Origin of the sequence: Poseidonocella sedimentorum (genome assembly GCF_900116005.1) — a bacterium.
Classification (GTDB): Bacteria; Pseudomonadota; Alphaproteobacteria; order Rhodobacterales; family Rhodobacteraceae; genus Poseidonocella; species Poseidonocella sedimentorum.
Genome location: NZ_FOYI01000008.1, coordinates 67,600 through 93,377 on the forward strand (window position 1 = coordinate 67,600; position 25,778 = coordinate 93,377).

General features: G+C 67.9%; 25 protein-coding genes. 9 read left to right on the plus strand and 16 right to left on the minus strand.

Annotated elements, in window-relative coordinates; all coding sequences use genetic code 11:
* Window positions 1-122: 122 nt before the first annotated feature.
* Window positions 123-776: a histidine phosphatase family protein gene (locus BM353_RS12200; protein ID WP_092081261.1), complete on the plus strand. Its 654-nt coding sequence runs from the start codon at window positions 123-125 to the stop codon at window positions 774-776.
* Window positions 777-798: 22 nt separating this feature from the next.
* Here BM353_RS12200 and BM353_RS12205 read toward each other — a convergent pair whose 3' ends face one another.
* The 4 genes from BM353_RS12205 to BM353_RS12220 all read right to left on the minus strand — a co-directional run bounded on the left by BM353_RS12205 (window position 799) and on the right by BM353_RS12220 (window position 4,999).
* Window positions 799-1,533: an SDR family NAD(P)-dependent oxidoreductase gene (locus BM353_RS12205; RefSeq protein ID WP_092081263.1), complete on the minus strand. Its 735-nt coding sequence runs from the start codon at window positions 1,531-1,533 to the stop codon at window positions 799-801.
* A 139-nt stretch (window positions 1,534-1,672) separates the two neighbouring features.
* On the minus strand, window positions 1,673-2,920 hold the full coding sequence (locus BM353_RS12210) for an MFS transporter (protein ID WP_092081265.1): 1,248 nt from the start codon (window positions 2,918-2,920) through the stop codon (window positions 1,673-1,675).
* 1 nt (window position 2,921) lies between these two features.
* Window positions 2,922-3,674: a DUF1365 domain-containing protein gene (locus BM353_RS12215; protein ID WP_092081267.1), complete on the minus strand. Its 753-nt coding sequence runs from the start codon at window positions 3,672-3,674 to the stop codon at window positions 2,922-2,924.
* Complete coding sequence (locus tag BM353_RS12220) at window positions 3,671-4,999, minus strand: NAD(P)/FAD-dependent oxidoreductase (protein WP_092081395.1); 1,329 nt, start codon at window positions 4,997-4,999, stop codon at window positions 3,671-3,673. Before BM353_RS12220 ends, BM353_RS12215 begins: the two co-directional genes overlap by 4 nt.
* 230 nt (window positions 5,000-5,229) lie before the next feature.
* On the opposite strand from BM353_RS12220, the gene BM353_RS12225 reads away from it, so the two are divergent.
* The 6 genes from BM353_RS12225 to BM353_RS12250 all read left to right on the plus strand — a co-directional run bounded on the left by BM353_RS12225 (window position 5,230) and on the right by BM353_RS12250 (window position 9,830).
* A complete protein-coding gene (locus BM353_RS12225) occupies window positions 5,230-5,793 on the plus strand; it encodes a sigma-70 family RNA polymerase sigma factor (RefSeq protein WP_245759640.1) in 564 nt (187 codons plus the stop codon).
* A gap of 4 nt (window positions 5,794-5,797) precedes the next feature.
* Complete coding sequence (locus BM353_RS12230; protein ID WP_092081271.1) at window positions 5,798-6,451, plus strand: ChrR family anti-sigma-E factor; 654 nt, start codon at window positions 5,798-5,800, stop codon at window positions 6,449-6,451.
* 207 nt (window positions 6,452-6,658) lie between these two features.
* Window positions 6,659-7,366 (plus strand): ABC transporter permease, encoded by a 708-nt coding sequence (locus BM353_RS12235; protein WP_092081273.1) that lies wholly within the window; start codon window positions 6,659-6,661, stop codon window positions 7,364-7,366.
* A complete protein-coding gene (locus BM353_RS12240) occupies window positions 7,359-8,120 on the plus strand; it encodes an ATP-binding cassette domain-containing protein (RefSeq protein WP_092081275.1) in 762 nt (253 codons plus the stop codon). The genes BM353_RS12235 and BM353_RS12240 overlap by 8 nt, the downstream gene beginning before the upstream one ends.
* A 17-nt stretch (window positions 8,121-8,137) precedes the next feature.
* On the plus strand, window positions 8,138-8,935 hold the full coding sequence (locus BM353_RS12245) for an ABC transporter substrate-binding protein (RefSeq protein ID WP_092081277.1): 798 nt from the start codon (window positions 8,138-8,140) through the stop codon (window positions 8,933-8,935).
* A 19-nt stretch (window positions 8,936-8,954) separates the two neighbouring features.
* On the plus strand, window positions 8,955-9,830 hold the full coding sequence (locus tag BM353_RS12250) for a helix-turn-helix transcriptional regulator (RefSeq protein WP_092081279.1): 876 nt from the start codon (window positions 8,955-8,957) through the stop codon (window positions 9,828-9,830).
* A gap of 185 nt (window positions 9,831-10,015) precedes the next feature.
* Here the strand turns inward: BM353_RS12250 and BM353_RS12255 are convergent, their stop codons facing one another.
* The 3 genes from BM353_RS12255 to BM353_RS12265 form a co-directional block, all read right to left on the minus strand.
* A complete protein-coding gene (locus BM353_RS12255; RefSeq protein ID WP_092081281.1) occupies window positions 10,016-11,191 on the minus strand; it encodes a DNA recombination protein RmuC in 1,176 nt (391 codons plus the stop codon).
* Entirely contained in the window at window positions 11,188-13,023 is a 1,836-nt protein-coding gene (gene mutL, locus BM353_RS12260; RefSeq protein WP_425439419.1) for a DNA mismatch repair endonuclease MutL, read from the minus strand. Before mutL ends, BM353_RS12255 begins: the two co-directional genes overlap by 4 nt.
* A 173-nt stretch (window positions 13,024-13,196) precedes the next feature.
* Window positions 13,197-13,379, minus strand: coding sequence for a hypothetical protein (locus BM353_RS12265; protein ID WP_092081285.1), 183 nt, complete (start codon window positions 13,377-13,379; stop codon window positions 13,197-13,199).
* A 175-nt stretch (window positions 13,380-13,554) separates the two neighbouring features.
* On the opposite strand from BM353_RS12265, the gene BM353_RS12270 reads away from it, so the two are divergent.
* Window positions 13,555-15,102 (plus strand): helix-turn-helix domain-containing protein, encoded by a 1,548-nt coding sequence (locus tag BM353_RS12270; RefSeq protein WP_143104156.1) that lies wholly within the window; start codon window positions 13,555-13,557, stop codon window positions 15,100-15,102.
* A 47-nt stretch (window positions 15,103-15,149) separates the two neighbouring features.
* Here the strand turns inward: BM353_RS12270 and BM353_RS12275 are convergent, their stop codons facing one another.
* The 3 genes from BM353_RS12275 to BM353_RS12285 form a co-directional block, all read right to left on the minus strand.
* Window positions 15,150-15,794: a VPLPA-CTERM sorting domain-containing protein gene (locus BM353_RS12275; protein ID WP_092081288.1), complete on the minus strand. Its 645-nt coding sequence runs from the start codon at window positions 15,792-15,794 to the stop codon at window positions 15,150-15,152.
* A gap of 122 nt (window positions 15,795-15,916) precedes the next feature.
* On the minus strand, window positions 15,917-17,260 hold the full coding sequence (locus BM353_RS12280; RefSeq protein ID WP_092081290.1) for a M16 family metallopeptidase: 1,344 nt from the start codon (window positions 17,258-17,260) through the stop codon (window positions 15,917-15,919).
* Complete coding sequence (locus BM353_RS12285; protein ID WP_092081292.1) at window positions 17,257-18,609, minus strand: M16 family metallopeptidase; 1,353 nt, start codon at window positions 18,607-18,609, stop codon at window positions 17,257-17,259. Before BM353_RS12285 ends, BM353_RS12280 begins: the two co-directional genes overlap by 4 nt.
* Window positions 18,610-18,824: 215 nt before the next feature.
* Between BM353_RS12285 and BM353_RS12290 the strand changes: the two genes are divergently transcribed.
* On the plus strand, window positions 18,825-19,274 hold the full coding sequence (locus BM353_RS12290; RefSeq protein ID WP_092081397.1) for a DsrE family protein: 450 nt from the start codon (window positions 18,825-18,827) through the stop codon (window positions 19,272-19,274).
* 7 nt (window positions 19,275-19,281) lie between these two features.
* Here the strand turns inward: BM353_RS12290 and BM353_RS12295 are convergent, their stop codons facing one another.
* The 6 genes from BM353_RS12295 to BM353_RS12320 all read right to left on the minus strand — a co-directional run bounded on the left by BM353_RS12295 (window position 19,282) and on the right by BM353_RS12320 (window position 25,753).
* Window positions 19,282-19,803: a DUF3035 domain-containing protein gene (locus BM353_RS12295; RefSeq protein WP_092081399.1), complete on the minus strand. Its 522-nt coding sequence runs from the start codon at window positions 19,801-19,803 to the stop codon at window positions 19,282-19,284.
* 74 nt (window positions 19,804-19,877) lie between these two features.
* Window positions 19,878-20,354 carry a signal peptidase II gene (gene lspA / locus BM353_RS12300; RefSeq protein ID WP_092081294.1) on the minus strand — a complete coding sequence of 159 codons (477 nt, stop codon included), beginning with the start codon at window positions 20,352-20,354 and terminating at the stop codon, window positions 19,878-19,880.
* On the minus strand, window positions 20,354-21,940 hold the full coding sequence (gene purH, locus BM353_RS12305; RefSeq protein WP_092081296.1) for a bifunctional phosphoribosylaminoimidazolecarboxamide formyltransferase/IMP cyclohydrolase: 1,587 nt from the start codon (window positions 21,938-21,940) through the stop codon (window positions 20,354-20,356). The genes lspA and purH overlap by 1 nt, the downstream gene beginning before the upstream one ends.
* Window positions 21,941-22,090: 150 nt before the next feature.
* On the minus strand, window positions 22,091-23,452 hold the full coding sequence (locus BM353_RS12310) for an ArsB/NhaD family transporter (protein ID WP_092081298.1): 1,362 nt from the start codon (window positions 23,450-23,452) through the stop codon (window positions 22,091-22,093).
* Window positions 23,453-23,482: 30 nt separating this feature from the next.
* On the minus strand, window positions 23,483-23,971 hold the full coding sequence (locus BM353_RS12315; protein ID WP_092081300.1) for a CBS domain-containing protein: 489 nt from the start codon (window positions 23,969-23,971) through the stop codon (window positions 23,483-23,485).
* Window positions 23,972-24,199: 228 nt separating this feature from the next.
* Window positions 24,200-25,753, minus strand: coding sequence for a heparinase II/III domain-containing protein (locus BM353_RS12320; protein WP_092081302.1), 1,554 nt, complete (start codon window positions 25,751-25,753; stop codon window positions 24,200-24,202).
* Window positions 25,754-25,778 lie beyond the last annotated feature (25 nt).

Genomic DNA, 25,778 nt, shown 5'->3' on the forward strand with positions numbered 1-25,778 from the left:
ATCGCCAGATTTCAGTTCGCTTAAAGTCCCGCGCCCCGGCCCGGGCGATTGCACGGCGCATGGGCGGCTTGCCCTCCGGCGCGGCGCTGTCATAACTGGGCCCGAAGGAGGCGCGCGCGCAGATGAAGGAAATCACACTGGTCCGTCACGGGCAGGCCAATTCGGAAGCCAAGGACGAGGAGAGCTATGACTGGCTCTCGGATCTCGGGCATCAGCAGGCGGAATGGCTCGGCGAGTATCTGCGCGGCCATCCGGGGTTTGACCGGATCGTCTCGGGCACGATGCGCCGCCAGATTCAGACGGCCAAGGGGCTCAACGTCTCAGCGCTGCCCCACGACCACGATGCGCGGCTCAACGAGCTTGATTACTTCGGCCTGAGCACCGCCCTGCGTGACGATCACGGCGTCCCCTTTCCGGAGACGCACGAGAGTTTCGCCGCCCATGTGCCGCAGGTGATCGACGTCTGGCGCGCGGGCCGGCTCCGCCCCGTGGTCGAGAGCTACGAGCATTTCCGCAGCCGGATTTTCGCCGCGGCCTCGGACGCGGCAGAGCAGAGCGAGCGGCCCCTGCTGGTGACGTCCACCGGCGTGATCGCGACCCTGACGGCCATGGCGCTCGGACTCGACACCACCGCCAAGAGCAAGATTTTCCTGTCGATCAGCCACACGTCGTTGCACCGTTTCGCCCTGCGCGGCGGCGAGCTTCACCTGATGCAATTCGGGGCCACGCCCCACCTCGACACGCCGCAGCGCCTCGCATCCCGGACCTTCATCTAGGCGCGTCAGGCATCTAGACGCATCAGGCGCCGAAGAGCCGGAAATAGAGCCCGTCTGGCAGGAGCCGGCCAAGCCGGAAGGGCCAGCTGAAGACCATCGGATAGGCGCGGGCGAAGCGGCCGGAATTCATGTGCTCGAAGGCGATGCGGGCGGCCTCGTCGGGCTCCATGAGGAAGGGCATGCGGAAGTCGTTCTTCTCGGTCAGCCGCGTGCGGATGAAGCCGGGGTTGAGCAGTTGCACCTCGACCCCGCTACTGCCCAGATCGGCGCGCAGGCATTCGGCAAGCGACATGATCCCGGCCTTGGACGCGGTATAGCCGATCGACCCGGGCAGCCCGCGATAGGCGGTGAGCGAGCCGGTGAGCACGATGTGCCCCGCCCCGCGCGCGACCATCCCGGGCACGACACGGCCCAGCACCCGGGCGGTGCCGGTGAGGTTGACGTCAAGCATCGCGGTGACCTTCTCGGGCTCCCACTCGGTGGCCGACATCGGCCAGTAGACCCCGGCGAGGCAGACCAGCCCGTCGATCTCGCCAAGCTCGGCCACCGCGGCCTCGACGCTCGCGTCATCCTGCACGTCGCAGACCAGAACGCTCGCCTTGCCCGGAAGATCTTTGGCCAGGGTGCGAAGCGGCTCTTCGTTGCGGCCTGAGAGGACAAGTTCCGCCCCGACGCGGCTGAGCTGCCGTGCAAGCGCCGCGCCGAGCCCCGCGCTCGCCCCGACGATCCAGTACCGTTTGCCGCGCCACTCTTTCATCCTGAAATCTCCCACCGGTTGCGCGACAAAAGGTATGAGCCCGACACGGTCATTTCAACGCGCCGGCGAGTGGCCCCGCGCGCGGGCCCTCCCCGGAACAACGCTTCATGCGCCTCAAGGTTTCCCGGCGAGGCGCCGGTCATGGCCGCGCCTCGGGCAGCGCGGTCCGGGCCAGAAGGCCCATGGCGACGAGTTTGAGCAGGCAGGGCACCCCCGCATAGAGCAGGCTCAGCGCGCCGAGGCCGGTGGCGGAGGTTGGTGGGGAGGTCGATCCGCCGGGCGAGACCCCGGCCCAGTCCAGCAGCGGCAGGGCAAAGCCCGCGGCGAGCGCCAGCGTCAGTTTGGAGACAAAGGACCAGAGCCCGAACCCGAGGCTTGCCTGCGGCGCGATGCGCGCCAGGTGGGCCGCGAAGATCGCCGGCAGGAGCGTCATGTCCGCGCCGAGCGCCGCGCCGGACAGAAAGCAGATCAGCGCGAACCACGGCAGATCCCCCGCGCCCAGGGCCAGCGTGCCGGCGAAGGTGACGATGGCAAGCGCCATGGCCCAGAGCAGGACGCGGCGCGCACCGAAGCGGCCCGCGAGCCGCGCCCAGAGCGGCGCGGTGGCCCCGGCAGAGAGAAAGAACAGCAGCAGCAACGGGCCCGCCGCCGCCGGCGCGCCGAGCCGTGTTTCCACGAAGAAGAGGAACAGCGTGGCGGTGATGGCCACGGGCGCGGCATTGGCAAGCGCGATGAGGAGCAACCGGCGCGCCAAAGCGTCGGCGAGGATCGCGCGCAGGCCGGGGTCCCCGGCCTCTGCCTGCGGCCCGGCCCATTCCGCGCGCATCGCGAGGCCCGCGAGCAGCGCCGCCAGAGCGAAGCCCGCGGCATAGATCGCCATCGGCTGCGCGCCCCCGGTCAGCAGAGCCGGCGCGACCGCCGCCAAACAGAGCCCGAGGATCCCGCCCGTCTCGCGCCAGCCCGCAAGGCGCAAATGGCCGCCCGGCCCGAGCCCGCGGGCCTTGGTCACGCCGCGGGCATAGAAGGTGATGCTGAGGAAACTGTATCCGGTAAATAGCCCGGCCATGCACAGCGCGAACCACGCAAGCGGCGCCACTGGCGGCGCCACCGCGAAAAGCGCGACCATGCTCAGCGCCATGAGCGCCAGCGCGATCGCCACCCCCGGCCCGCGCCAGCGCCCCAGACGGGACGAGAGCCAGCCGAGCGCCGGATCCTGCACCACGTCGAGCAGCCGCAGCGCCGAGAGCACCAGCCCGAGCGCCGCGAAGCTCAGCCCGAACCGGTCGGCATAGACTTTGGGCGCGTGGATGTAGATCGGCAGCCCCGCGGCCGCGAGCACGGCGGCAAAGCCCGCATAGGCGGGCAGGCGCTCGGCCGCCGCGCGCACCTCACGAGACCTCTTCGGCCGGGGGCTCCGGGCGGGTGCGATAGCGCGCGCCTTTCCACCGCAGTTTGAGCGCCTGCCAGAAGATCAGCGCCACGACCCGGCGCGCGCCGACGGGGCGGCGCAGCATCGCGCCAAGCAGGCCCGCGCTGGTCAGCGGCGCGCGCGGGCCCGAGAGCGTCGCGACGACCCCGGCCTCTTCGTTGCGGTGATCGATCCAGATGCCGATCCGGTCATCCCGGATGTCGAAGCGAAACTCATAGATCCCCTCGATCGGCTGAAACGGCGAGACGTAGAAGACCTTGGTCGCCACGATGCGGTCCTCGGCATCGATCGGGCCGCCGTCGGGCCGCTGGCAGAGGTAAGAATGGCGCTCGCCGAAGGTGTTGGTGACCTCCGCGATCACCGCGCGCAACGCGCCGGCGCGATCATGGGCGAGCCAGAAGCTCACCGGGTTGAAGACGTGGCCCAGCATCCGCGGTTGCGCCAGCAGCATCAGCCGCCCCGGCGCCTCGACCCCGTGATCGGCCAGCACCCCGCGCGCCCAGGCCGCGCCCACGCCTTGCCCGACCGGCCCGCCGTGGTCGCTGTCCCAGAGGCTTGCCAGATTGCGCCGGTTGCGCCCGAAGAGCCACGGCCCCTTTGGCGGGGTCTCGGCATCGAGCAGCACGTAGTCGATGGAATAGCGAAAGGCGTTGCGGATCGCGCCGCGCCGGCTGTGGCTGGTGTGGCCCGCGATATGCTCGACCGGGCTCATTCCGCCGCGACCGGCATCCGAAGCGTGGGCCGCAGCTTGGCGTGCAGCGCCTCGGCCATCCGGTGCGCACTCGCGAGCCCATCCTCGTGAAACCCGTTGCCGAGCCATGCGCCGCAGAACCAGGTCTGGTTCTGGCCGTTGCGCTGGCGAATCCGCTCCTGCGCCCCCATCGCGCCCAGATCAAAGACCGGGTGATCGAAACGCACCTGATCGTAAATCAACTCCTCGCGGATCGGCTGGGCGGTGTTGAGCGTCAGGAACATCGGATCGTCCGCCGGGATCGGCTGGAGCGAATTCATCCAGTAGGTCAGGTCGATCCGCTCGCGCCGCGCGCCCTTGGGCTCGGTGTAGTTCCAACTCGACCAGACCTTGCGGCTTTTCGGCATGAGCGCGGCATCGGCATGGAGAATCGCGTCGTTGCGCTGGTATCGGATCGCGCCGAGATCGGCCGCTTCCTCGGGGCTCGCGTCCACCAGAAGGCGCAGCGCGATGTCCGAATGGGTGGCGAGGATCACCTCGTCGAAAAGCTCCCACTCCCCGCCGGGCATCCGCACCGCCGCGCCATCCCTGCCGCGCTGCACCGCCTCGACCGGGGTCCCGGTGCGCAGCTCGACGCCGCTCCGCCGCAACGCCGCTTCCAGCCGTCCGACATATTCGCGCGAGCCGCCGCGCACCGTGTACCACTGATGCTGGCCGTCGTAGTCGAGCAGCGCGTGGTTGCGGAAAAACTCCATCATCGCATGGGCGGGAAAGTCGAGAATGCGCTCCAGCGGGGTGGACCATATCGCGCCGGAAAAGGGCGAGAGGTAATGCTCGCGAAAGGCCGCGCCGGTCCCGAGCCGATCGAGAAAATCGCCCACGCTCTGCTGCGGCTCTTCGGCGGCAACGCGCGCGCCGTTGCGGTTGAAATGCAGGATGTCGCGGCACATGCGCAGAAAACTTGGCCGCATGGCGTTGCGCCGCTGGGCAAAGAGCACATCGAGCGAGGCCAGCCCGTACTCGACCCGCCCGCCGTCGATCGAGGCCGCGAAGCTCATGTTGCTTTCCGCGACGGGGACATCCAGCGCCTCGAAGAGGGCGGTCAGATGCGGGTAGTTGGCGCGGTTGAAGACGATGAACCCGGTGTCGACCGGCTGATCGCCGCGCCGCCCGGCCAGCACCGTGCGCGCATGGCCGCCAAGCTCGGGGGCCGCTTCAAACAGCACGACCCGGTGATTGGCCCGGGTGTCCGAGCTGAGCAGATGCGCGGCCCCAAGCCCCGAAATTCCGCCGCCGATCACGGCGATCTTGCGTGGCAATCCAGTCTCGCCGCTCTCAAATGGCATGGTGGTGGTGTCCTTGCTGTCTTCAAAACTTGTCAAGTGATACGGGGGCCGCGCGCGGCTGGATGCAAAAACGCCGAAAAAACTTTTTTTGCGGGGTTTTTGATCTGCCCCGCGCCGGGCCGCGTAGAGCTTTCATGATGCCGTTTGCCCATCCCTGCACCCCTGCGCGCCCTTCATTTGCGGCGCCGTTTCATGCTAGGCGGAAACGGCAGGTAACGAAGGCGGTAGCGGTGACGGCAGGCGAGCGCGGCGACGCGGAACAGGGCGCGAGTTGGGTCAGGCAGGTGCGGCTGGTTGCCGATGCGCAGGACCGCGCGGCCTTTGCCGAGCTTTTCCGCCATTTCGGGCCCCGGGTGAAGGGCTATCTGCTGCGCAGTGGCGCGGATGGGGCGATGGCCGAGGAGTGCATGCAGGAGGTCATGGTGACGCTTTGGCACAAGGCGCATCTCTTCGATCCATCGCGCGCGAGCGTGGCGACATGGATCTTCACCATCGCGCGCAACAAGCGGATCGACGTGATCCGGCGCCAGCGCCGGCCGGAGCCTGAAGAGCTCGACTGGGGCCCCGAAGCCGGCCCCGATCAGGCCGATATCCTCGCGCTGCAACAAGACAGCGCGCGCCTGGGCGACGCCTTGCGGCAGTTGCCGGAGAAACAGAGAACACTGATCGAGAAAGCCTATTTCGGTGATCTCAGCCATAGCGAGATCGCCGCCGAAACCGGCCTTCCGCTCGGCACGATCAAATCACGGATCAGACTGGCGCTGGAGAAACTGCGCCATGCGATGGGTAGTTGACGACATGACGCGCGAAATCACACATCACCTCACCGACGCCCTGCTGATGGGCTATGCGGCCGGCGCCTTGCCGGAGGCGTTCGACCTCGTGATCGCCACGCATCTGTCGCTCTGCGACGCCTGCCGCGCGCGGGCGGCGGGGTTCGAGATGCTCGGCGGCGCGGTGCTCGACGAGGCCGCAGGGCCCGTCGCTCCGCTGGCCGATGACAGCCTCGAGGCCACTCTGGCGCGCATCGCCGAGGGCCCGGCGGCCCCCGCTGCGGCGGCGCGGCGCGATCCGGTCTTGCCGGTTCCGCTGGCGGAGTATGTCGGCGGCGGTGTGGAGGCGATCCGCTGGCGCCGGGTCGGGATGGGTGTCCGGCAAGCGATCCTGCCCACCAGCCGCGAGGCGCGGGCAAGGCTGCTTTACATTCCCGCCGGCGCGGCGATGCCCGATCATGGCCACACGGGGACAGAGATCACCCTCGTTCTGCAAGGCGCCTTTCAGGATGACGACGGCTACTACGCCCGAGGCGATGTGGAGGTGGCGACCGAAGAGGTGGACCACACGCCCGTGGCCGATTTCGGCGAGGATTGCATCTGCCTTGCGGTGACCGACGCGCCGCTGCGGTTCAATGCCCTGCTTCCACGCCTCGCGCAGCCGTTCCTGCGCATCTGAACGGCGCGCATCCCCGCCCGCAAGGCGCGCTACGGCGCGCCTTTTTTAATGCCTGCGCGCTAGAAAACCCCAGCGCCAACCCACCATCAGCCCGGCAAATCACCCCTTCGGCACTACGAAATACCCAAAGCGATTTCGCGAGTTGTCATTTTTCCCGAATTTTGCATTACTTCCCCGCACGCACCGTTAACAAACACCGCGGGAGGGGTGATGGGATTTGGGGAGGCATGGGGTCTGGCGTTGGCGCTCGTATTGGAGGCCGATCGCGACCTGCTTGAGATCGTCGGCCTGTCGCTGCGGGTGAGCCTCGCCGCGACGGCGATCGCCTGCCTCATCGGCCTGCCCCTCGGCGCCCTGCTCGCCGCCACGCGGTTCCCCGGTCGCGGCGCGCTTCTGATTCTGGTCAACGCGCTGATGGGCCTACCCCCGGTCGTCGTCGGCCTGGTCGTCTATCTCTCGCTCTCCCGCGCCGGGCCGCTCGGTTTTCTCGGCCTGCTCTATACACCCGCCGCCATGATCATCGCCCAGACCGTGCTCATCACCCCCATCACTGCCGCCCTCTCGCGGCAAGTGCTCGAGACGCTCCACGACGAATACGACCCCCAGTTCCGCTCCTTCGGCCTCACCCGCCGCCAGACCATCGGCGCGCTGCTGATCGACGGGCGCTTCGCCCTCGCCACCGTCGCGCTCGCGGGCTTCGGCCGGGCCATCGCCGAGGTTGGCGCGGTGATGATCGTGGGCGGCAACATCGACCACCTCACCCGCGTCATGACCACCGCCATCGCGCTGGAGACCTCCAAGGGCGATCTGGCGCTCGCCCTCGCGCTCGGCATCGTCCTTCTGGCGCTCGCCCTCACCGTCAACGCCGCGGTCTACGGGCTCCGCGCCGGCGCCATGAGGGCCGCCCATGCATGACACCGGCATGCCCCCGCGCATCCTGAGCGTCGCGCCCCCGCCTTCGCCCTTCCTGCCGATGCGGGCCCGCGGGCTTGCGCTCGCCCCCCGGGGCCAACGCCTTCTGGGGCCCATCGACCTCACCCTGCGCGCCGGCGCCATCACCGTGATCATGGGCCACAACGGCGCGGGCAAGAGCCTTCTGCTGCAGGCGCTCCACGGGTTGCTGCGCCCCGACGCGGGCGAGATTCGCTGGGGCGATCTGCCCCCGGCGGAGGCCCGTCGCGGTCAGGCGATGGTGTTCCAATCCCCGATCCTCCTGCGCCGCACGGTCGCCGCCAACATCGACTTCGCCCTGCGCGCCGTGGGCCGCCGGGACGTCAAAGCCCGCCGCGCGGCCCTCCTTGCCCAGGCCGGGCTCACCGCCCGCGCCACTCAGGCCGCGCGCCGCCTCTCGGGCGGCGAGCAACAGCGCCTCGCCCTCGTGCGCGCGCTCGCCACCGACCCGCGCGTGCTCTTCCTCGACGAGCCGACCGCAAGCCTCGATCCGGCCGCCACCGCCGCGATCGAAGCGCTGGTGCGCACCGCCCATGACAGCGGCATCAAGATCATCTTCGTTACCCACGACATCGGTCAGGCCCGCCGCCTCGCCGACGAGGTCGTCTTTCTACAGGAGGGACAGATCACCGAACACACAGGCGTTGACGAGTTTTTCCAGTCACCGAAATCCGACGCCGCCCGCGCCTATCTCCACGGCAGGCTCCCGGGCAGCTGATCCAGAAAGACAGTTCCATGAAGACATGTTTCGCCGCGCTCCTCTGCGCCGTCGCCGCCACCGTTGCAAGCGCCGACATCATCGTTCAATCCACCACCTCGACCGCCAATTCCGGGCTCTATGACCACCTGCTGCCGCAGTTCGAGGCCGAGGCGGGCTACAAGGTCAATGTCGTCGCCGTCGGCACCGGCCAGGCCATCCGCAACGCGACCAACTGCGACGCCGACGTCCTGCTGGTCCACGCCAAAGCCTCCGAAGAGGCCTTTGTCGCCGAGGGCCGCGGGGTCTCGCGCGCGGACCTGATGTACAACGATTTCGTCATCGTCGGCCCCGCCGCCGACCCGGCCGGCATCGCCGGCAGCGAGGACACCGAGGCCGCACTCCGCGCCATCGCCGAGGCCGGCGCGCTCTTTGCCTCGCGCGGGGACGATTCCGGCACCCACAAAAAAGAGCTCCAGCTCTGGTCCGCCGCTGGGACCGACCCCTCCGCCGCCTCCGGCGCATGGTACCGCGAGACCGGCTCCGGCATGGGCGCGACGCTCAACGCCGCCATCGGCATGGGCGCCTATGCCCTGACCGACCGCGCGACGTGGTTGAGCTTTGGCAACAAGGGCGATTACAAGGTTGTGGTGGAGGGCGATCCCGACCTCTTCAACCAATACGGAGTGATCCTCGTGAACCCCGAGCAATGCCCCAGCGTGAAGGTCGACGAGGCCCAGGGCTTCATTGACTGGCTGCTCTCGGACGCGGGCCAGAGCGCCATCGCCGCGCATCAGATCGGCGGCAAACAGCTCTTCTTCCCCAACGCGAACTAGAAAGACTGTGGGAGACTGAATGACAGACGCGCCGCCCGACCCGGAGTTCTACACCGTTCGCGAACTGGCCGAACTTCTGCGTGTGAAGGAGAGGCGCGTCTATGATCTGGCCGATCAGGGCAAGATCCCCAGCACCCGCGCCACCGGGCGGTTGCTGTTTCCGCGCCGCGCGATCCGGGCCTGGCTCGCGCGGGAACAGGGTGGCGAGGAGCCGCGGCCTCAGGTTTTCATGGGCAGCCATGATCCCCTGCTCGAGCGCGCGCTGCGCGACAGCCAGTGCGGGCTCGCCACCTATTTCGACAGCTCCGAGGACGGGCTGCGCCGGTTTGCCGCCGGGGAGTGCATCGCCGCGGGGCTGCATCTTTACGAGCCGGCGGGCGATCAGTGGAACGTGCCGCAGGTGATCCAGCATTGCCGCGACACCAACGCTGCGCTCATCGGCTGGGCCGAGCGGCGGCGCGGGCTGGTGATCCGCCCCGAAGACATCCCGCGCATCAAGGGGTTCGAGGATCTCGCCGGGCGCCGCGTCATGCGCCGCCAGCCCGAGGCGGGGACGGAATCGATCTTCACCTTCCTGCTGGAGGATGCCGGCGTTGACCCTTCGAGTTTCGAGAGCGCCGGGATCGCCCGCAGCGAGCAGGACGCGGTCATGGCCGTGGCCGAGGGGCGCGCGGATGCCTGTTTCGGGCTGATGTCCATGGCGCGGATCTTCGGGCTCGGCTTCGTCGGGCTCAGCGTCGAGCGGTTCGATTTGCTGGTGGACCGCAAGGCGTGGTTCGAGGACCCGTTCCAGATGTTCCTCGCCCATTGCCTCACGGACGCGTTCAAGGCCCAGATGGAGGCCGCGACCGGCTACGACATGGACCCGCTGGGCCTTGTGAGGTGGAACGCCTGAGCCCTGTTGGCGTGGGGCGACCAGCCCCGTGCCGCGCCCTCCCCTCCCCCGAGAGGGCGCATGGCGATGACAGAAACCGCTAAGCCGTCATTCGGTACTTTTGAGATAAACCGCAGACCACGAGGCGCTCCGAAGCGCCATCCCAGCCTCGGGCGCGGCAATCTCCGCCTATGCCGGAACCATCTTCAGCCCTTCTCGTGCTGCTCCAGCCGTACGATCTGCGGGCCGCTCTCCGGCTCGATCTCCTCGAAATCGAAGTTGTCGAGCCGCTGGGCCCGCCGTCCGGCCTTGGTCGCCGAGATCTTGATGTCCGAGATGTCCTTCGCCGCCTGTCCGAAATGCCGGTCGAGGCTCTCCACCCGCGTGCCGAGCCGGTCCACGTCGCCGTGGAGCAGCGCAAGCTCCCTGCGGATCGCCCCCGCCTGCTCGCGCATCCGCGCATCCTTGAGGATCGCGCGCATGGTGTGGAGCGTGGCCATGCAGGTCGTCGGCGAGACGATCCAGACCCGTTTTTCGAACCCGAGCCGGACCAGTTCAGGGAAATTGGCATGCAATTCGGCGTAGACCGCTTCGGAGGGCAGGAACATCAAAGCCCCATCCGCCGTCTCGCCCTCGATGATGTATTTCCCTGAAATATCAGAGATATGCTTCTTGAGCGCCTGCCGCATGAGCTTCGCGGCCTCGTTGAGCTCCCAACGCGTGTCCGCGTTGCGCAGCGCCTCATAGGCCTCCAGCGGGAACTTGCTGTCCACCGCGATCGGCCCCGGCGGATTGGGCAGGTGGATCAGGCAATCGGCGCGCTTGCCGTTGGAGAGCGTGGCCTGCAACGTGTAGCTGTCGGACGGCAGCGCCTTGGTCACGATGTCGTTGAGCTGGATCTCCCCGAAGGCGCCGCGGGTCTGCTTGTTCGACAGGATATCTTGCAGGCTGAGCACATCGCCGGAGAGCTTGGTGATGTTCTCCTGCGCCTTGTCGATGGCGGCAAGCCGCTGCTGCAAATCGCCAAGGCTCTGGGCCGTGCGCCGTGCCGAGGTCGAGAGGTTCTCATGCATCTGGCCCGAGACCTGCTGCAACCGCCGCTCCATCAGCTCCAGCATCTTCCCCTGCGCCGCGGCCTGCGCCTCCGACACATGGGTGAGCCCGCCCGAAAGCTGCTGCTGCCCGTCCGAAAGCGCCTGAACCCGCTGCCCCAACTGCTGCATCGACTGCGCCAGTGGCGCCGCGACTCGTGCCGACCGCCCCGCCGCGCGCACCGCCATGATGAGCAGCACCAGCACCAAAAGCACCAGCGCCACCCCGGCCAGAGCGGCCAGAACCAAAGGATCGCCAAGCGACCAGACCCTGCCCCCGATCTCAATCATCGACGACCGAAAAGCTTTTCGATATCAACAAGTTGCAGCTCCACGTAAGTAGGCCGGCCGTGGTTGCACTGGCCCGAATGCGGGGTGGCTTCCATCTCGCGCAGGAGCGCGTTCATCTCCTCCGCGCGCATCCGCCGCCCGGAACGCACCGACCCGTGACAGGCCATCCGAGACAGGATCGCCTCGATCCGCGCCTGGAGCAACTGGCTGTCGCCCTGATCCTCAAGCTCGTCGAGAATGTCCCGCAAGAGCGCGCCCGCATCCACCTCGCCGAGGATCGCCGGGGTTTCGCGCACGGCCACGGCCCCGCCGCCGAAGGGCTCGATCGCGAGACCGAGTTTCCCAAGCTCTTCCGACAGGTCCAGCAGCCGCGCGCTGTCCCCGTCCGAAAGCTCGACGATCTCCGGGATCAGGAGCGACTGCGCGGCCACACCGGTCTCCGCCATCTGGCGCTTGAGCTTCTCGTAGACGAGCCGCTCATGGGCCGCGTGCTGGTCGACGATGACCATGCCCGTGCCGGTCTGGGCGATGATGTAATTTTCGTGCACCTGTCCGCGCGCCGCGCCGAGCGGAAGCTGTTCGGCGGACGGCTCGGCGGGCTCCGGCGCGCTCTCCGCCTCGACAACCCGCGCGCTGTAACTCTCTGCAACTTCGGCAAATTGCGGCGACTGCGCGGCGAAAGACGCCGCCCGCGCACCGGCGGAGGTGCGGTCCATCTGATAGACACGCGCAGGGCCCTGCGGCTCGGGCTGGAGCGCGCCGAGCGTCGCGCTCGCGACGGTCGTTGAGGCGCGGTGCCCGGCCTCTGCGAGCGCATGGCGCAGCCCCGAGACGATCAGCCCGCGCACGAGGCCGGGATCGCGGAACCGGACCTCGCTCTTGGCGGGGTGGACGTTGACGTCGACCAGTTGCGGCGCGCAGTTCACGAAGAGCGCGGCGGCGGGGTGGCGGTCGCGGGGGAGGAGGTCGTGGTAGGCGCCGCGGAGGGCGCCGATCAGGAGCTTGTCGCGCACGGGGCGGTTGTTGACGAAGAGGAACTGCTGGACCGCGCTGCCCCGCGAATAGGTCGGCAAAGCGGCGTAGCCGGTGAGGTGAAACCCCTCGCGCTCGGCGTCGATGGCGAGCGCATTGGACGCGAAATCACGGCCCAACACGGCGCGCAGACGATCCCGCAAGGCATTGAATAGATTTCCGTTTTCCGCCTCCGCACGGAACAGGACACGCGGCTCATCGCCGCTAGCATCGCGCAAGGTAAAGCCCACGAAAGGCTCGGCCATGGCGAGGCGTTTGACGGTGTCGGAGATGGCCTGCATCTCGGCGCGGTCGGTGCGGAGGAACTTCAGCCGCGCGGGCGTGGCGTAGAAGAGATCGCGCAATTCGACCACGGTGCCGCCGTTGAGCGCGGCCGGGCGGACCGGGCTAAGCGCCCCGCCTGAAACGGTAATTTCCGCCCCGTCGCTGCCTTCGGCGCGGGAGGTGATGCGCAAGCGCCCGACGGCGCCGAGGCTGGGGAGAGCTTCTCCGCGGAAGCCAAAGCTGTTGATATTCAACAGATCTTCGCCATCGAGCTTGGAGGTCGCATGGCGCGAGAGGGCGAGGGGCAGGTCATCGGGGCGCATCCCGCAGCCGTCATCGGCCACACGGATCAGGGACTTACCACCGCAAGATACTGTAATTTCAATGCTTTTCGCGCCGGCATCGAGGGCGTTCTCGACCAGTTCCTTGACGGCCGACGCCGGTCGCTCGACCACTTCGCCCGCCGCGATGCGGTTGATCGCGCCCTCATCGAGCTGCCGGATTATCGGCTGCCCACGGCTTATCTTGCGGCTCATTTCACCCATACCGCAAGACTTAGCATGCCCCCACAGATTCGGCTACGGCCAAACCACCGGGCCCCAGCGCACGCCCCGTTTTGTACGCCGCAGTAACCCGCCATTCATCCGAAGGTACATTTTGTACATCGGTTTTGAGGGCGGTTGAACATTTGGTACAACCGCCAGAAGCCTCAATTCGAGGCGCTCAGCACTGCGTAAATCGCCGCCGCGAGCAGGTAAATGACATCGTACCACTCGACGAAGACGAGGCCCGCGTAGCAGGCGGCGAGCCCCCTGTAGCATAGACGATGGCTGGCACAGCGGCGCAGCGTTTCATTGAGGCGTTGAAGCCTATGGGTAATTTTCCGGATCATCGGTTCGCTCCTAAGTATTGAGCGGGCCCCCGACTTGGTTAAAGCTGATGTCGACAGGACCGACTTTGCGCGGTTCGGTCGGATTTTGAGTTGCCGGATTGTTATCGCGTTGACGTTGTGGATTCCTTCGAGAGGTTGTTGAAAGTTGTTGGACAAGGTCGCCTTTGCTGCGCTCGTGAAACGGAAACGGGGCGAGAAACGCCTGACGCAGGAGACCTTGGCGGAAGACGTCTTTGGCGACGCCGGCCGGAAGGGCGACATCTCACGAATCGAAAACGGTAAGGTCACGCCGCAAGAAGCGACGATTCAGAAGCTTTGTACCGCGCTGGATATTTCCAACGCTGAGCTTGCGCCGATCAGGATGGCGCGCCCCGACGCGCGGCAACTGGACCAGATTCCCACGCTCAGCCGAGACGAACTGGAGCTTCTTGCCGGGCGTTTCCGGGTGGCCGATGCGGTGGACAAGTCAGACGCCGAATTGCGCGAGTTGCTTGACAACAAGGCCGCGGAATATCGCGACTACAAAGCGCAGATCGACGGGCTCGATGAGCGGGTGGCGGCGATTGCCAACCTCAAGGGCGCGGCGCAGGACGCGGCGGAGCGGCTCAATTTCGACGAGGTGGAAGATCTGCTGTCGCGGGTCGATGAGGTGGAGACGGAAATCGCGGCGGAGACGAAGGTGGCTCGGGCGCGGAATGCCTTGATGCAGGGCAAAGTGGAGCGCGCTTATGAGATACTGTCTGCCGCCGCGGACAGTTTCGCCAGCGTCGATCCGTTGGAACCGGTGCGGCGCAGGTTGGTCTATGAGGATCTGCTCTATGCTCACGGCCTTCGCTACGGCGGGGCCGGGATGGCGCTTTCGGAGGCAATGATCCGGCAGGCTTTGGCGCAGGTCGAGAAAGGCCACGATCCCGAGCTTTGGGCTCATGCGCAGAACAACCTCGCCATCGCGCTTTCAAACCAGGGCAAGCGCACCGGCGGGCCGGAGGGCGCGGCGCTGCTCGGTGAGGCGGTGGGCGCCTATCGCGCGGCGCTGGAGGTCACTACCCGCGCGGAGCATCCGGTGGACTGGGCCATGGCGCAGAACAACCTCGGCGCTGCGCTGCGAAACCAAGGCACGCGCACCGGCGGGCCGGAGGGCGCGGCGCTGCTCGGTAAGGCGGTGGGGGCTTATCGCGCGGCGCTGGAGGTCCGCACCCGCGCGGCGCATTCGGTGGACTGGGCCGCGACACAGAACAACCTTGGCATTGCGCTGGCAGACCAAGGCAGGCGCACCGGCGGGCCGGAGGGCGCGGCGCTGCTCGGTGAGGCGGTGGGTGCCTATCGCGCGGCGCTGGAGGTCCGCACTCGCGAGGCGCATCCGGTGCAGTGGGCCATGACGCAGAACAACCTCGGCAATGCGCTGCAAGAGCAAGGCAGACGCACCGGCGGGCCGGAGGGCGCGGCGCTGCTCGGTGAGGCGGTGGGCGCCTATCGCGCGGCGCTGGAGGTCACCACCCGCGCGGAGCATCCGGTGGACTGGGCCATGACGCAGGAGAACTTGGCGATTGTGGAGGTGGCGCGGGCCGAGTTGTTGAACGGCGCTGAGGCGCGGGCGGCGTTGGAGCGGGCGCTTGGGCATGTGGAGGGGGCGTTGGAGGTCTTTGACCCGGAGCATATGCCGTACAATTTCGAGAAGGCCACGAAGCTTCGCGAGGGGATTCTGGCGGCGTTGGGGCGGTGAGGCTTGTGGGGGGAAAGGGCCGCGCCTTTGGGGGCGCGGCTTGGGTGTTAGACGCGTTTGCGGCGGGCGGCGGTGAGGCCGGCGAGGGCTGTTAGCAGCAGGAGGCCGCCTGCAGGGAGCGGGACGGCGGCGGCGCTGGCGGTGTAGCTCGAGGAGCGGATTTCTTCGCCGTCGAAATATTCCCAGAGCAGGAACTGGTCGCCGATGGATGCGGTCGTGCGCGAGCCGAAGAAGGCGTCGGCGGCGCCGCCGGGCCATGACCCCTGGATGCGGAATGACAGGCGCGTCGGGTCGGCTGTTGTGATGTCTGTGTCGGTCCAGAGTTTGGCCGAGCTGCCCGAGGGGCCGTCGAGGTCGGTGATGGCGGAGGCGGCGGTGAATGTGGCTGTGCCGAATGTCACCGTGGATTTGAGGGTGACGGAGCTGTAGCCGTACCAGTCGTGGGTCACGCCGGCGGTGCCGGAGGGGAAAACGGTGGGGCTTGAGGTGTCGACCAGCAGGGTGAAGCTCAGGGAGCCCCGGGAGGGGGATGTGCCGAAGACAAGGTCGTCATCGCCGTAGAGGGCTGAGGAGACGTCGTAGTCGGCGGCGGTCCAGAGGCCGGTTATGGTCAATTCGGTGGTGGCGGCGCTGGCAGCAGGGGGCAGCGCGAGGCCGAGGATGGTGATGAAAAGGGTCAGAACATGTCTCATTTGAAACTCCGTAAACCAGGGTAAACGCCGCCCGCAATCTGGCGGCGCCGCGCGGGAAAATTCCGCGCGGCAGGTTCTGTTTACCATGTTTTCGGAATAGCGGCAGGGCGGGAATACCCGACCTACATGAGCCCGTCGGGTTGGCCGACGACGACAAAGTGGAGCGCTTCGGGGCGCAGGAGGCGGGCGGCGATGCGGTTGACTTCCTCCAGAGTGACGGCGTTGACGCGGGCGTTGCGGGTGGCGGCGTAGTCGATGGGGAGGTCGTCCATCTGCATGCCGACGAGGATATCGGCGATGGGGCCATTGCCGTCGAAGCGGAGCGGATAGGCGCCGGTGAGGTAGGTTTTGGCGGCGGTGAGTTCTTCGGCGGTGACGCCGTTTTGGGCGGTGTCGGCCCAGACGTCTCGGATGACCTCGATGGCTTCTGCCACCCGGTCGTTGGCCGAGGAGACCGACCCGAGGTAGAGCGCGGCGTGGTCCTTGGGCACGAGGTAGGCGTAGACGCCGTAGGTCAGCCCGCGTTTTTCGCGCACTTCGGTCATCAGGCGGGCGTTGAAGCCAGAGCCGCCGAGGATGGTGTTGAGCAGGTAGGCGGCGAAGAAATCCGGATCGTCCCGGGTCATGCCCTCATGGCCGAAGAGGACGACGGATTGGGGGGTCGCGAAGTCGACGACGGTGGTGCCGCCGGTGAGGTTGATCGGCGCGGGGCCCGGGAGGGGGGCGCCGGTGGCGGGGAGGTCCCCGAGCAGGTCATCGAGCAGGGGGCCGAGCTCTTCGGCGGTGACGTCGCCCACGGCCGAGATATAGATCCGGTCGCGGGCCATGACGCGGTCCTTGGCGGCGAGAAGGTCTTCGCGGGTGAGCGCGGCGACGGTTTCGGCGGTCCCGGTGCGGTCGGTGGCGTAGGGGTGATCCCCGAAGGCGAGGCGGTTGAAGGTCGCGCTCGCGATGGCGTCGGGGTCGCGGGCATCGGAGCGGATGTTGGCCATGACCTGGGCGCGGACGCGGTCGATGGCGTCCTGATCGAAGCGGGGGTCAATGAGCGCATCGCGCAGCAGGGCGAGGGCCTCGGCGCGGTTTTCGGTGAGCATCTTGGCGGAGATGGCGAGCGAATCGTCATAGGCGCGGAAGCCGAAGGAGGCGGCGAGGTCTTCGCGGGCTTCGTTGAAGGCGCGCGCGTCGCGCCCCCCCGCGCCCTCTTCGAGCAGCCCGGTCATGAGGTTGATCGCGCCGCGTTTGCCCGGCGCATCGAGCGAGGCGCCGCCCTTGAAGCGGATTTCCAGCGCGAGGAACGGGATCGACGGTTCTTCCACGAGCCAGGCGGTGAGGCCCCCGGGGGAAGTCACCTCGGTGATCTCGGTTTCGGCGCGGGCGGGCGCGGCGAGCATGAGGAGCGTCAGGCACGCGGCGGCGAGCCAGAGCGCCGCTCGGGGCGCGGTGCGCAGGGGGCTGAGCGGGCTCATAGGGCGGGGTCCTCCGCGTTGGTGATATGGCCCGTGACCGAGCGTTCGGGCGTCCAGAGGCGGCGCGCGGCGGCGAGGATGTCCTCGGCGGTGACGGCCTGAAGGATGTCTGGCCAGGCCTGGATATCCTCGAGGGTGAGCCCCGAGGTGAGTCCGCGCCCGTAGCTGTTGGCAAGGCTCTGGACGTTGTCACGCTCATAGATCGTGCTGGCGTGGATCTGGCGTTTGAGCCGGGCGAGCGCCTCGGCATCGACACCTTCGGTGAGGAAGTCGGCCATGACCCGCTCCAACGCCTCTTCGGCCGCATCGAGGCTGACCCCTTCGGCGGGCACGACGATGAAGCCGAAGCTCGTGTCGTCGAGCGATGTGCCGCGATAGAACGCGGCGGTGTAGACGGCGGTCTGGGTCTCGAACTGGAGCTTGCGCGCCATGTAGGAGGTGATGCCGTCGCCCCCCAGCAGCTCGGCCAGAAGCGTCAGCGCGGCGGCCTCGGTCTGATCACCGGGATCGCGCTCGGGGGCGAGATAGCTGCGCATGACATACGGCTGGGCCACGCGGTCATCGCGAAAGATGAGGCGGCGCTCGGCCATGTGCGGCGGCTCGGCGACGCGGGCGCGCGGGCTCAGCTCGGGGTTGGGCGGGATCGGGCCATAATGCGTCTGGGCGAGAGCGCGGACCTCCTCGGGCGTCGCATCCCCCGCGACAATCAGGATCGCGTTGTTGGGGGCATAGTAGCGGCTGTAATAGGCGAGCGCATCCTCCAGCGAGAGGGCCTCCATCTCGTGGCGCCAGCCGATGACGGGCGTGCCGTAGGGATGATGGAGGTAGAGCGCGGCGTCGCGCTGCTCGGCGAAGAGGCCGCCGGGGCTGTTTTCGGTGCGCTGGTTGCGCTCCTCGATGATCACGTCGCGCTCGGTGGCGATGTCCTCGGGGCCGAGGCGGAGGTTGACCATCCGGTCGGCCTCCATCTGCATCATAAGGCCCAGCCGGTCAGCGGCGACGCGCTGGAAATAAGCGGTGTAGTCCTGCGAGGTGAAGGCGTTGTCGGTCCCGCCGTTCTCGGCGACCACACGGGAGAGCTCGCCGGGCGCCATGTTGTCTGTGCCCTTGAAGAGCAGGTGTTCGAGGAAATGGGCGACGCCGGAGGCGCCTGCGGGCTCGTCAGCGGCCCCGGCGCGGTACCAGACCATGTGGACCACGACCGGTGCGCGGTGGTCCTCGATGACCACGACCTCCATGCCGTTGTCGAGCGTGAAACTGGTGACGAGATCGGAGCCCCGCGCGGCGGGCGGGAGCTGGATGAGCCCGAGGGCGAGGAGGAGTGCCGCGAAAAATCTATGTGTGCGCATGACCAGAAGATATGCCAGACGCGCGCGGGATCAACGGTGCAATCGCATAGCCACGGGCGGGCCCCGGAAAATGATCGATCATTTTCCGGCCCGTTTTCCGATTTATCGGAAAACGGCTACGGGTGGCCAGCGGCAGCGCGGGGGCCTATGGACGGGACTTGTCCGCTCTGCGCGATCCGCGTTTAGTGGGCCGCACAGAAAATCGGGAGGACATCATGACACGTTTCACGACATTGATCGCCGCACTGTTCGCTTTGGCCCTGTCCAGCGGCGCCGCGCTTGCGGACGGCTATGGCAAGCAAAAGGTCGTCTATCACATCAACTACACCGGCGGCGAGGAGAGCCGTGCCTACAAGGGCGCGATGCGCAATATCCAGAACCATATCAACGCCGTCGGGGCGGAGAACCTTGAGGTCAAGGTCGTGCTTCATGGCAACGGGTTGGGCCTTCTGATGTCGGCCAAGCAGGATGAGCAGCTTCAGACCGCCGTCGCCTCGCTGAAGGGTCAGGCCGTCGGTTTTGCGGTGTGCAACAACACGCTCAAGGGGCGCGACATCGATTACAGCGATGATCTCTATGATGTCTGGGAAGAGGATATCGTCCCCTCCGGCGTGGCTGAGCTGTCCAAGCTGCAGCAGGAGGGGTTCACCTACATCAAGCCGTGACTTAGGCTCAGTTTCCCGGCGGGGCGCTCGGGGTTGGAACGCCGGCGGCGCGGAACCGGGCCGCTTCGGCATCCGCGTCGAGCGCCTGTCGGGCGTAGGTGCGGAAATAGCGGTCGCTGCCGCGGAGCCAGCCCCCTGCCGAGAGCGTCCGGCTGCGGCTGCGCAGGGCGGCGTCTTCCTGCGCGAGCGTTGCCCGGATCCCGGGGGCCGTGCCGTTGCGGCTGGCTTGTGCGATGAGCCCTGCGTCGCTTGCCGGGATGCCCCCGGTGCTGCGGGTCCCGCCAAGGGCCGCGATCCCCTCCCCGACCGGGTCGCGGTCAGCGCGGTTGACGGCGCCCGGCGTCGGGGCCGGCAGCGTGGACGTCTGGGGCATGTCCAGCGGGCGGGCCGGCATGGCCGCGAACGCGTCGGGCCCGTTGCCGGAACTGCTGAACTGGTGCAGCCCGCGCTCGCCGCCCGCGCAGCCCGCAAGCGTGGCCGCCGTGGCAAGCACGAGCGCGCAGCGGCGCGCGATACGGCGATGAGTCATGGCGTCCCCCCGGGTGCGATCTTGCTGTCCGGCCATGGTGTTACCTCATCGCGCGCGCGCCGTCACGGGGCGAATTACCCTGCGCGCGCGCCGCGCCCCTTGGAGGGGCCGGTAAAGAGGATGAGCCCTGCCGCGCCGGCGAAGATCGCCACGTCGGCGATGTTGAACACGAACGGGTTGTCGATCCCGCAGCAGGACATGTTGAGGAAATCGGCCACCGCGCCATAGGCGACGCGGTCCACCACATTGCCAAGGGCGCCGCCGATCAGCACGCCCGCGCTGATCTGCGCCCATTTGCCCGGCCGCTCGCGCCACATCCACAGCAGCACGCCGGCAACGATCGCGAGCGCGATTCCGATCAGGATCCAGCGCGCGTCCCGGCCCGAGAAGAGCCCGAAGTTGATGCCCGTGTTCCAGGCCATGCGGAAGGTGAGGAGCGGCGGCGCGATCTCGATCACGCCGCGCGCCGCAAGGTCCATCCAGTGGACGACGATGAGCTTGCTCGCCTGGTCGGCAAGGAAGATCACCACGGCGGTCCAGAGGGCGCGCATCAGTGGCGGAAGTGGCGCTGACCGGTGAAGACCATGGCGAGCCCGGCCTCGTCGGCGACGGCGATCACGTCGTCATCGCGCATCGAGCCGCCCGGCTGGATCACCGCCGTTGCGCCCGCCTCGGCCGCCGTCAGGAGCCCGTCCGCGAAGGGGAAGAAGGCGTCGGAGGCGACGACGGAGCCCTTGGTCGGGGTCTCGGCAAGGCCCATCGCCTCGGCCATGTCCTCGGCCTTGCGGGCGGCGATGCGCGTGCTGTCCACGCGGCTCATCTGGCCCGCGCCGACGCCCACGGTCGCGCCGTCCTTGACATAGACGATGGCGTTGGACTTGACGTGTTTGGCGACCTTCCAGGCAAAGAGCAGATCGGCAATCTCGGCCGCCGTGGGCGCGCGTTTGGTCACGACCTTGAGGTCGGCCTCCGTGATCACGCCGTTGTCCTTGTCCTGCACCAGCAGCCCGCCGGAGACCTGCCGGTAGGTGAGCGCGGGTGCGGCCGGATCGGCGAGCCCGTCGGTCAGCAGCAGGCGCAGGTTCTTCTTGGCCGCAAAAATCTCGCGCGCGGCGGCGTCGGCCCCCGGCGCGATGACCACCTCGGTGAAGATCTGCGTGATCTCCTGCGCCGTGGCCGCATCGAGCGGCTGGTTCAGCGCGATGATCCCGCCGAAAGCGGAGGTGCGGTCGCAATCAAACGCGCGGGCATAAGCGTCCTTGAGCGTCTCACCACGCGCCACGCCACAGGGGTTGGCGTGTTTGATGATGGCGCAGGCGGGGCCGCCCTGCCCGAACTCCGAGACGAGCTCGAAGGCCGCATCGGTGTCGTTGATGTTGTTGTAGGACAGCTCCTTGCCCTGAAGCTGGGTCGCGGTGGCGACGCCGGGGCGGGTGCTGCCGTCGGTGTAGAAAGCCGCCGACTGGTGCGGGTTTTCGCCGTAGCGAAGCGTCTGGGCGAGGGTCCCGGCGGCCACGCGGCGGCGCGGGGCGGTCTCGCCGATGGCCTCGGCCATCCAGGTGCTCACGGCGGCGTCATAGGCGCCGGTGCGGGCATAGGCGATCTGGGCCATGCGCTGGCGGAAGGCGCGCGTGGTCTGGCCGTCATGCGCGTCCAGCTCGGCCAGCAGCGCACCGTAATCCTCCACGTCCACCACCGTGGTGACGGCCCCGTGGTTCTTGGCCGCCGCGCGGATCATCGCCGGGCCGCCAATGTCGATGTTTTCGATGCAGGTGTCGTAATCCGCGCCCTTGGCGACGGTTTCCTCGAAGGGGTAAAGGTTGACGACGAGCAGGTCGATCGGCCCGATACCGTGGGCCTCCATCGCCGCGACGTGCTCCGCGTTGTCGCGCAGCGCCAGAAGCCCGCCATGGACCGCCGGGTGCAGCGTCTTGACCCGCCCGTCCATCATCTCGGGAAAGCCCGTCACATCGGCCACATCGCGCACGGTGAGCCCCGCCTGGCGCAGCGCCTTGGCCGAGCCGCCGGTGGACAGAAGCTCCACCCCGCGTTCGCTCAGGGCGCGGCCCAGGTCGATGAGCCCGGTCTTGTCGGATACGGAAAGGAGGGCGCGGCGGAGCGGGGCGAGATCGGTCATCGGCGGTGTCCTTCAGAGGCAGCAAGAGATCCTGCGCCCGCATAAGCGATATCGGCGCAAAGCGGAACCGTCTCTTTGCCCCTGAAACGCCGCGCGCCCCGCAATCCGGGAAGGATGCGGGGCGCGCGCTTGATCGTCAGGCAGGCCGGCTCAGAAGTAGCGCAGCCAGATGTAGACGTTCGCGATCATGAGCGTGAGGATCATGATCGGGAAGGCGAACTTGATGAAGGCCATGAAACCGATGGGCTGCTTGGCCTTCTCGGCAAAGGCCGCCACGGTCAGGTTTGCGCTGGCCCCCAGAAGCGAGCCGTTGCCCCCCAGACAGGCGCCGAGCGCAAGCGACCACCAGAGCGGCTCGATCGAGGCGCCGCCGAAACTGTCGGCGGTGGATTCGATGAGCGGGATCATGGTCGCAACGAAGGGGATGTTGTCGAGGATCGCCGAAAGGATGCCCGAGGCCCAGAAGATGAGGAAGGCCGTCCACATCATGTCGCCCGCGGTGATGGTGAGGATGTAATCGGCGACCATTTCCAGCAGGCCCACCTGCTCGACCCCGGCGACGATAACGAACAGCCCGCCGAAGAACAGGATCGTGACCCATTCGACCTCGCCGAAGATGTGGTGCACCGATTCGGATTGTTCCTCGGCGTCCTGATCCCAATAGGCGAGCAGCATCAGCAGCGCAGCCCCCGCGAGCGCGGAGGTGCCCGGCTGGATGCCGTAGCCGTGGCCCACGGTGAAGCCGAAGACCACCAACGCCAGAACGCCGAGCGATTTGACCATGAGCCGCGAGTTCTTGATCGCGCCCTTGGCGTCGAATTTCATGATCCGCTGGCGCGAGCTTTCGGGGATGGTCGAGAGCTCCTTGCGATAGGCGAAGTAGATGATCGCCGTCACCACAACGAGGCAGATCGCCGAAATCGGCGCGAGGTTGACCGCGAAATCGTTGAAGCTGAGCCCGGTGGCCGAGCCGATCAGGATGTTGGGCGGATCACCGATGAGCGTGGCCGTGCCGCCGATGTTGGAGGCGAGGATCTCGGCCATGAAGAAGGGAAACACCTTGGTTTCCAGCGCCTCTGTGATCAGCAGCGTGATCGGCGCGATCAGCAGGACCGTGGTCACGTTGTCGAGCATCGCCGAGAAGACGGCGGTGATCAGCGTGAGCATGATCAGGATCCCCACCGGGTTGGCGTTGACCTGCTTCGCCGCCGTGATCGCCACGAACTGGAACAGCCCCGATTTCGACGTGATGGCGACGATCACCATCATCCCGATCAGCAGCGCGAGCGTGTTGGCATCGACGCCGGCGACGGCCTGTTGCTGGTTGAGAATGCCGAAAATCACCATCAGCGATGCGCCGAGCATCGCGAGGATGGCGCGGTTGAGCTTCTCGGCGATGAGAAGCGCATAGACGATCACGAGGATGCTCGTGGCGACCCAGAACGGCGAGATGCCCAAAAGGTCAGGGAGGGAGAACGCATGTCCCCCGTGTGCGGTCGAATGTTCTGTCACTGTAAAACTCCGCCTTGCGGCTGGTCGCGGTTACTTGAGCACGTTGTCGAGGAGGGAATTGGCGCTGACCGTCCCGACGAAGATGCCGGTGTCCGGCTCGACGAGGATCAGGTGGCGTTTGAACTTGTAGATCAGGAAGATGCCTTCCATCACCGGGGTGTCCGGCGCGGTCACGGGGATATTTTCGGGCCGCGACATGTTGTCGGAGACCTTCTCATCCTTGAGCGCGTCGATCTGCGCGTCGAAGTCTTCCTTCGACATACTCATGAAGTTGAGGCTGTCGAGACTGAGGCGCGATGTGTCGGAGTTGAGCCCGATCGTCACCGCCTTCGGCAGCAGCAGCTTGAGCAGGGTGGGCGCGGTGAATACGCCGATGTAGCGGCGGTTTTCATCCACGACCGGCAGGAACCTCGCGCGACTTTCCTTGATGATGTTGAACGCCTTGGCGACGCTCTCGTCGGGGTGAATTGTGCGTTGCAGCTCTGGCGAGAGCATCACTTCACGACAGGTCAAGCCCATGTCTTATCCTCGTGTCAAACCCGGTTGGACTCGCGGAGAACGGTCCGGCCGATGCCATCATGTTGGCCCGGCCCGGCCATGCGGCTTGCCGCGACGTACGGCTTCCGGGACAATGCCCGTGCATTAGTTTCCTTTGTCCTAAAGCGCCAGAGGGAAAACCCCCGTCAGATGCAGGTATTTGCCCCCTGGGGCGGGGGTTTGGGCGTGTGGTGGGCGGTTTGGGCGCGATCAGACCTTGCGCAGCACCCACCGCAGCACCGTCGCGGGGCGGGTGATCGGCGCCCGTATGATCAGCCGCGGCCGGCGCCCCGTCTCCAGCGCGACACTCAGCCCGTGCGCGACGCTGAAGAGCCACGGATCGGCGGGCCCGCAGTCGAGCAACACGGCGCGCCCGCCATCCTGCGGCTCGGGGGTGAGGCCGGGGGCGAGCCCGAATGCGAGGGTCGCGTCGCAGCTGCCGAAGGCCATGAAGCGCGCCTCGGCCTTGGCGTCGACCGCGATGAGCAGGTCCTCTCCGCGCAAAATCGTGCCGCCGTCCGAGAGCGTCAGGGTGCGCGCGTGGGTCAACCCGGTGCGCGCCGCAAAGCCGTCATAGCCGCCCTCGAAGCGCTGGCCCTCGGGCGTGCGCGTGACCTTGGTGGGCACATGGGCGGCCCGCCCGCGCGCCGCGCCGCCAAGCGAGAGCCCGCTGTCGCCCGGCTCGGCGGTGAGCATCCGCGTGCCCGCGCCGCAAAACTCGATCCCGAGCGCGCCGGGCGCCTCCTGTCGCTGGCCGCGCGATGCCCCCGGCCGGGTCAGGGCGGCGTCGATCAACACGGTGCTGTGCCCCTCGGCGAGCCGGGCATACCCCAGCAGCTGGGTCTGGCCCTCCTTCGGCCGGGCCGGGCCGGCCTCGGACAAAGCGCGGTCAAGCTGGCCGGGGCGCAGGGCGCGGGGCGGGCCGAACCGGGCGAGCGATCCGTCGGCGTGGCGCAGATGCCGCAGGGCGGCGGCAAGCTCGGCGATAGCGGAGGCCAGCGCGGGTGGCTGGTCATGGCCGCGCGCGGCGAGGGCGCGGCGCGCCTCTATGAGCGCTTCGAGGAGCGAGAGCAGCACGGAGGGATCGCGCTGGCCGAAACAGGGGCCCGCCGCCGACCGCGCGCGCGCACACTCCCGCGTCAGCGCGGCCCGGGCGCGGGGGGCGTTGATCCGAAGCCCGTCAAGCGCCGCGTCCGCCGAGAGCACCGCCGCCAGCGCCGGCAGGCGCGCCGCCCCGTGGGGCAGGCGCCGCCAGGCGCGGTCGAGCGCGCGGGCATGGGTGGCCATGCTGCGATAGAGCGGCTGGCGCGCGTCGGCGCTCAGCCCGGCAAAAAGGAAGGTGGCCTGCCCCAGCATCCGCCGCAGGCGCGCGGCGCTGATCTCGGGGCGCCAGGCGGCCCCGCGCGCGCGCCCGTGGGCGGCGAGCCAGTGCCCGACCCAGCGTTGCGCGGTCTCGCGCGCGGCCTGTGTCCCGTCGGCGGAAAGGTCTTCGAGCCAGCCAAACCCGTGGGCCTGGGGCGCCAACGCCGGATCCCCGGGCAGGAGCGCCCAGGGCCCCGCGCGCGGCAATTCCACCTCGGCGCCGGTCATCGGATGGGGCATCCAGCCCGCGACGAGCCGCGCCCCCACCTCGGCCCGCCCCGGATCGGCAAGCGCGGGCGGGTGCGCGAAGCTGACCCCCTGTCCGCCGAGCCGGTCACGCCAGCGGCGCAGCCAACCGCCGGGGCCGCTATAGACTTCTAGGATGCCCTCACTGCCGCTCATGCCGCGTCCTTGCCCGGATGTCGTT